Genomic DNA, 6,000 nt, shown 5'->3' with positions numbered 1-6,000 from the left:
CCGATCGGCCGGAGACGGGGTATCAACATATCTGGCGTTGATTTTTGGCACGCTGTTGAGTTCTCAAGGAACGGACGCTTCCTTTGTACTCACCCGAGAGAATCTCTCGTGGCTTTCCTCCGGGCGCTTCCCTTCGGTGTTTCCAACTCTATCAGCGTTTTTCCGTCTCCCTGACCACCGTCCCGCAGGCATGCGGAAGGCGATCCCGAGATAGGATCTGACAAGTTGGGTTCCGCCGGGCGAGGGCACCTCATGGCGCCGCTCATCCCCAAGCAGGAGTACGACTCTACCCGGGCCCACGAGGCGGTGCAAATCCAAACGGGATGTGGTCTAGACCACCATTGGTACGTATCATCCGGAACCGGCACTTCATATGACATAACCTGCTGCCGAGTGGGCCGCCCCGCACCCGTAATGACGGCCCGTATGCAGCTCCACCTCCGGGAGGCTCCTTATGACCACCGTGACGTCCCCTGTCGAAGGACGCGCCATCGGACTGGCCGCTGTGCCGGATCCGGTCTTCTCCGGAGCCATGGTCGGCCCGGGCACCGCTGTCGACCCCGTGCGTGAGCCTTCGGTGGCAGTCGCCCCGGTGAGCGGCGTCGTCGTCTCCCTCCACCCGCACGCGTTCGTCGTCGTCGACGAGAACGGTCACGGCGTTCTCACCCATCTCGGCATCGACACGGTGCAGCTCAACGGCGAGGGCTTCGAGCTGCTGGTCAACAAGGGGGACACCGTGGTGTGCGGACAGGCCGTCATCCGCTGGGACCCTGCCGCCGTCGAGGCCGCGGGCAAGTCCGCGGTGTGCCCGATCGTGGCACTGGAGGCCACGGCTGAGGCTCTCTCCGAACTCCGCGAGGACGGCGACGTAAAGACCGGCGACAGCCTCTTCGTCTGGAACTGAGGTCAGCGCCGTCCCACGACGGCGAGTCGGACAAACATCGCGGCGGAGGAACCCGCCGCACTAGCCGGAGAGGGTGACATGGAGACAACGCTTCGAGGCGTCGGCGTGAGCCACGGGGTCGCGATCGGCGAGGTTCGGCACATGGGAACGGCGGTCCTCGAACCGCCGGCCAAGCAGATCCGGGCCGAGGAGGCGGAGCGGGAGCAGGGCCGTGCCCGCCAGGCCGTCGAGGCGGTGGCCGCGGACCTGATGGCACGCGGCAACCTGGCCGGCGGCGAGGCCCAGGCCGTGCTCGAGGCTCAGGCGATGATGGCCCAGGACCCCGAGCTGATGGCGGACGTGGACCGGCGGATCGCCGTCGGCAGCACCGCGGAGCGTGCGGTGTACGACGCCTTCGCCTCCTACCGCGAGCTGCTGGCGAACGCGGGTGAGTACCTCGCCGGTCGCGTGGCCGACCTCGACGACGTGCGGAACCGTATCGTCGCCCGGCTGCTCGGGGTGCCCATGCCGGGCGTCCCGGACAGCGACGAGCCGTACGTCCTGGTCGCGCGTGACCTCGCCCCGGCCGACACGGCCCTGCTCGACCCGACCCTGGTGCTCGGCTTCGTCACCGAGGAGGGCGGGCCGACCAGCCACAGCGCGATTCTGGCCAGGGCACTCGGGGTGCCGGCCGTGGTGGCGCTGCCCGGTGCCGGTGAGCTGGCCGAGGGAACGCCCATCGCTGTCGACGGCAGTACCGGTGAGATCTTCGTCCGCCCGAGCGAGGAGAAGAGCGCGCAGCTGCGGGCCGCCGCCGCCGAGCGCAAGGCCGCGCTGGCGGCCTCGACCGGGCCGGGCGCCACCGCCGACGGACACAAGATCCCGCTGCTGGCGAACGTCGGAGGCCCCTCCGATGTGCCTGCCGCCGTCGCGGCCGGGGCCGAGGGTGTCGGACTGTTCCGCACCGAGTTCCTCTTCCTGGACGACAGCAAGAAGGCGCCGTCCGAGGAGAAGCAGATCGAGGCCTACCGTCAGGTTCTCGAGGCGTTCCCCGAGGGGCGGGTCGTCGTCCGTGTCCTGGACGCCGGTGCGGACAAGCCGCTCGACTTCCTGACCCCGGCCGACGAACCGAACCCGGCACTCGGTGTGCGCGGGCTGCGGACGCTGCTGGACCACCCCGACGTACTGCACACCCAGCTCACCGCGCTGGCGAAGGCTGCCGACGGACTGCCGGTCTACCTCGAGGTGATGGCCCCGATGGTGGCGGACCGCGCCGACGCGAAGGCGTTCGCCGACGCGTGTCGCGAGGCGGGACTGCGGGCGAAGTTCGGCGCGATGGTGGAGATTCCGTCGGCCGCGCTGCGGGCGCGCTCGATCCTGCAGGAGGTCGAGTTCCTGTCGCTGGGAACGAACGACCTCGCGCAGTACACCTTCGCGGCCGACCGGCAGGTGGGCGCGGTGTCCCGTCTGCAGGATCCGTGGCAGCCCGCGCTGCTCGACCTGGTCGCGCTGTCCGCGGATGCGGCGAAGGCCGAGGGCAAGAGCTGTGGTGTCTGTGGCGAGGCCGCGTCGGACCCGCTGCTCGCCTGTGTGCTGACGGGGCTGGGGGTCACCTCTCTTTCGATGGGAGCGGCGTCGCTTCCTTATGTCCGGTCGGCGCTGGCGAAGCACACGCTGGCCCAGTGCGAGCGGGCCGCCGCCGCGGCTCGGGCCGCGGACAGTGCCGCGGAGGCACGTGAGGCGGCTCGGGCGGTGCTGTCCGGCGAGTAGCCGGACCGGGCCTGCCGTCGGCCGTTCGTGCGGGGCGCTCCACCATCGGGTGGGGCGCCCCGCGTCGTTCAGTGGCGGTGGCCCGGGGTCGGCCCGTCCGTCCGGAGGTCGGGCGGTTCGCCGTAGTCGACGCCGGACTCCGGGGAGATCAGGTCCCCGTTCTCCACGTCGGTGCAGCAGGCGTCGAAGACCTCGCCCGCGGTGAGGGGCACCAGGTCCTCACCGCGCAGGCGCCACCCGTAGATGCGGTCGGGGTTGCCGGGTGCGCTGGTCCTCATGACGATGCCGCCGGGGCTGCGGGTGCCGATGCCGAGGGCCAGGACCGTGGTGAACTCGAGCGCTTCGGCCTCGTCGAGCGATGTGTCCCCGTCGGTGTCGTCGTCCGCGTGGAGGACGGCGACGAGTGTCTCGGGGGTGGTCGAGACGCTGCATACGAGGTGCCGGTCGCCGGGCGGGGCCGTGTCGAGGATGCGGGCCACAAGATGCCAGGCGCGGGCGAGGGCGGCGCGGCCGATGTCCTCGCCGCAGGATGCGCAGGTGCCGAGGCGGGCGAGGAGTGTCGTCGCGTACTCCCAGGTGGCCTGTCGGACGGCCTCGTCGACGAGGGCGGGCACGAGGTCGCTGAGCGGCTCACCGTCGTAGGGGACGGTGGGGCCGGTGGCCGCGAGTTCGGCGGTGAAGCGGGTGCGGCTGGCGGGGTCGTCGGGGTCGAGGTCGGCGGCCGCGCAGTACTCGGCGTACTCCTGCGGGTCGAAGAGCGCGACCGTGGTGTGGCTGCCCTGCGTCGCCCGGATCCTGAGGAGGGTCTCCACGTGTTCCAGGTAGGTCGCGTGATCGTCGAATGCGAAGCTGCGGTAGCGGAGCATGGCGCGGAAGTCGTGTTCGTCGGTCAGCAGGCCGATGGTTCCGGCGATCTCGCGGCGTAGGACACGTCGCATGGTCCGGGCGTCGGTGAGTGCCATGTTTCCCCCTGTGCATGGTCGATCAATTCTCACTCACAGTAATCGGCGCCACTGACAATGGGGGGTCGGTGGGGCGTTCACGGGCCGCGCCCTGCCGAAATGCGCAGGTCACGGCGATGAAGTCGTCGAAGGTGGCCCAGCCTGCCGGTCCTGCGACGATGGCGGTGGTGACGGTCGGTGGGCGGCCGGCCTCGGACCTCGCCGGCGTGCTCGGCGGGTCCGTGGCCGCCCACGGGGGATGACCGGTTCCTCCCGGCGGAGGGTCAGGCGCGCTTGCGGGCGAGGTCCTCGTAGAAGTGGAGCAGTTCGAGGTTGTCGATGGAGCCGGGGTTGACCGCCTTCTCCAGCGCGGTGCCCTGGAGCAGCCGCTTGACGGGGACTTCGATGCGCTTTCCGGTCAGGGTGTGCGGGATGCCGGGGACCTCGATGACCTCGTCCGGGACATGACGGGGTGAGAGCTGTTCCCGGATGGTCCGCTTGATGCGGTCCAGCAGGGCGTCGTCGAGGACCGCTCCCGGGGCCAGGTGCACGAAGAGGGGCATCCAGTAGCCGCCGTCGGGCTGTTCGACGCCGATGACGAGGGATTCCTTGATCTCGGGGAGGCGTTCGACGGCTTCGTAGATGTCGGCGGAGCCCATCCGGACGCCCTGGCGGTTGAGGGTGGAGTCGGAGCGTCCGTGGATGACGACGGAGCCGCGTGAGGTGACCGTGATCCAGTCGCCGTGACGCCATACACCGGGATACGTGTCGAAGTAGCTGTCGTGGTAGCGGCTGCCGTCAGGGTCGTTCCAGAAGCGCACGGGCATCGAGGGCATGGGGTTGGTGACCACGAGTTCGCCGACCTCGTCGACGACGGGCCGGCCGTCGGGGTCCCAGGACTGGAGGTCGGTGCCGAGGCCGGGTGCCTGGAGTTCCCCGATGTGCACGGGGAGGGTGGGGACGGCTCCCGCGAAGCAGGAGCAGACGTCCGTGCCGCCGCTGACGGAGGCGATCCAGAGGTCGTCGCCCACCTCGTCGTGCAGCCACCGGAACCCGTCGGGCGGCAGGGGCGAACCGGTGGTGGCGACACACCGCACCCGGGAGAGGTCGAAGTCGCGCGAGGGGTGGACGCCCGCCTTGCGGCAGGCCATGACGTAGGCGGCCGAGGTGCCGTAGAGGGTGGCTCCGGTGCGTTCGGCCACCCGCCACTGGGCGCCGGTGTCGGGGTAGCCGGGGCTGCCGTCGTAGAGGACGACCGTGGTGCCGGTGAGCAGGCCGGAGACGAGGAAGTTCCACATCATCCAGCCGGTCGAGGTGTACCAGAAGAAGCGGTCCTCGGGGCCGAGGTCGCAGTGCAGGCCGAGCTGCTTGAGGTGCTCGACCAGGATGCCGCCCTGGGACTGGACGATGGCCTTGGGCAGGCCTGTCGTGCCGGAGGAGTACAGCACCCACAGAGGGTGCTCGAAGGGCACCTGTTCGAAGACGGGCTCCACGTCCGCGGCGGTCAGCGCCGACCATTCGAGTGCGCCTTCAGGTGCCTCGGTGCCCAGGAGGGGGATGTGGACGACGGCGCGCAGGGTCGGCAGTTCGCGGCGCAGTTCGGCGACGGTCTCGCGGCGGTCGTGCTCCTTGCCGCCGTAGCGGTAGCCGTCGACGGTGAACAGGACGACGGGTTCGACCTGCTGGAAACGGTCGAGGACGCTGCGGGCGCCGAAGTCGGGAGCGCAGGAGGTCCAGACACCGCCCACGGCCGCGGTCGCCAGGAGGGCCACGACGGCCTGCGGGATGTTCGGGAGGTAGCCGCTGACGCGGTCTCCGGGGCGTACGCCGAGCGCGCGCAGTTCGGCGGCCAGGGAGCCGACCTGGCGGCGCAGTTCGGTCCAGGTCACCGGGCGCGGGTCATGGGTCTCGTCGACGTGGAGGAGGGCCGGTTCGTCCGGGCGGGTGGCGGCGGCGCGCAGCGCGTGCTCGGCGTAGTTCAGCGTCGCCCCGGGAAACCACTCGGCGCCGGGCATCGACCGGTCGCCCAGCACGCGTGCGTAGGGCGTGGAGAACCGTACGTCGAACCACTCCGTGACGGCCTTCCAGAAGGTGTCCAGCTTGTCCATCGACCAGCGGTGCAGCGCGGGGTAGCCGCCCTCGGCCGGGGCTCCGTGCCGTTCGGCCGCCCAGGCCTGGAACCTGGTGACCTGCGCCTGGGCACTACGCTCCGGATCGGGTTGCCAGAGCGGCTGGGGGTTCACGATCGACATGGGGCGGCTCCCGGACTGTGCGCGTGGTGTGCGTCGGTCGCGCACGGGCTGGGTTGTGCGCGTGACGCGGCTGACACGGACGATGCCATGTGATCGACTTCAGCACCAGGGTGAGTCCCACATAGTCCGCGTGATGAAGATGTGGTGCCAGCCA

Annotated in this window: 4 protein-coding genes; 2 read left to right on the top strand and 2 right to left on the bottom strand. The window is 70.3% G+C overall.

Going from position 1 to position 6,000, the window contains the following annotated elements:
- Positions 1–454 precede the first annotated feature (454 nt).
- Together ABT085_RS11655 and ptsP are read left to right on the top strand one after the other, a co-directional pair.
- Complete coding sequence (locus ABT085_RS11655; RefSeq protein ID WP_351604832.1) at positions 455–904, top strand: PTS sugar transporter subunit IIA; 450 nt, start codon at positions 455–457, stop codon at positions 902–904.
- A gap of 78 nt (positions 905–982) precedes the next feature.
- On the top strand, positions 983–2,653 hold the full coding sequence (ptsP, locus tag ABT085_RS11650) for a phosphoenolpyruvate--protein phosphotransferase (RefSeq protein WP_351604829.1): 1,671 nt from the start codon (positions 983–985) through the stop codon (positions 2,651–2,653).
- A gap of 68 nt (positions 2,654–2,721) precedes the next feature.
- On the opposite strand, the gene ABT085_RS11645 is transcribed toward ptsP, so the two are convergent.
- Together ABT085_RS11645 and ABT085_RS11640 are read right to left on the bottom strand one after the other, a co-directional pair.
- The gene (locus ABT085_RS11645) at positions 2,722–3,615 is read right to left on the bottom strand and encodes a DUF8829 domain-containing protein (RefSeq protein ID WP_351604826.1); all 894 of its coding nucleotides are present in this window, start codon (positions 3,613–3,615) and stop codon (positions 2,722–2,724) included.
- Positions 3,616–3,878: 263 nt separating this feature from the next.
- Complete coding sequence (locus ABT085_RS11640) at positions 3,879–5,846, bottom strand: acetoacetate--CoA ligase (RefSeq protein ID WP_351604824.1); 1,968 nt, start codon at positions 5,844–5,846, stop codon at positions 3,879–3,881.
- Positions 5,847–6,000: the final 154 nt, after the last annotated feature.

This window comes from Streptomyces sp. NPDC002265 (genome assembly GCF_040296125.1).
Classification (GTDB): Bacteria; Actinomycetota; Actinomycetes; order Streptomycetales; family Streptomycetaceae; genus Streptomyces.
Note: the sequence above shows the minus strand (reverse complement) of the source record. Positions and strands in the feature narration are given on the sequence as shown.

Excerpts from the sequence above, each read along its gene's own strand:
- ABT085_RS11655 (WP_351604832.1), top strand. The coding sequence starts at position 455 with ATGACCACCGTGACGTCCCCTGTCGAAGGACGCGCCATCGGACTGGCC.
- ptsP (WP_351604829.1), top strand. The coding sequence starts at position 983 with ATGGAGACAACGCTTCGAGGCGTCGGCGTGAGCCACGGGGTCGCGATC.
- ABT085_RS11645 (WP_351604826.1), bottom strand. The coding sequence starts at position 3,615 with ATGGCACTCACCGACGCCCGGACCATGCGACGTGTCCTACGCCGCGAG.
- ABT085_RS11640 (WP_351604824.1), bottom strand. The coding sequence starts at position 5,846 with ATGTCGATCGTGAACCCCCAGCCGCTCTGGCAACCCGATCCGGAGCGT.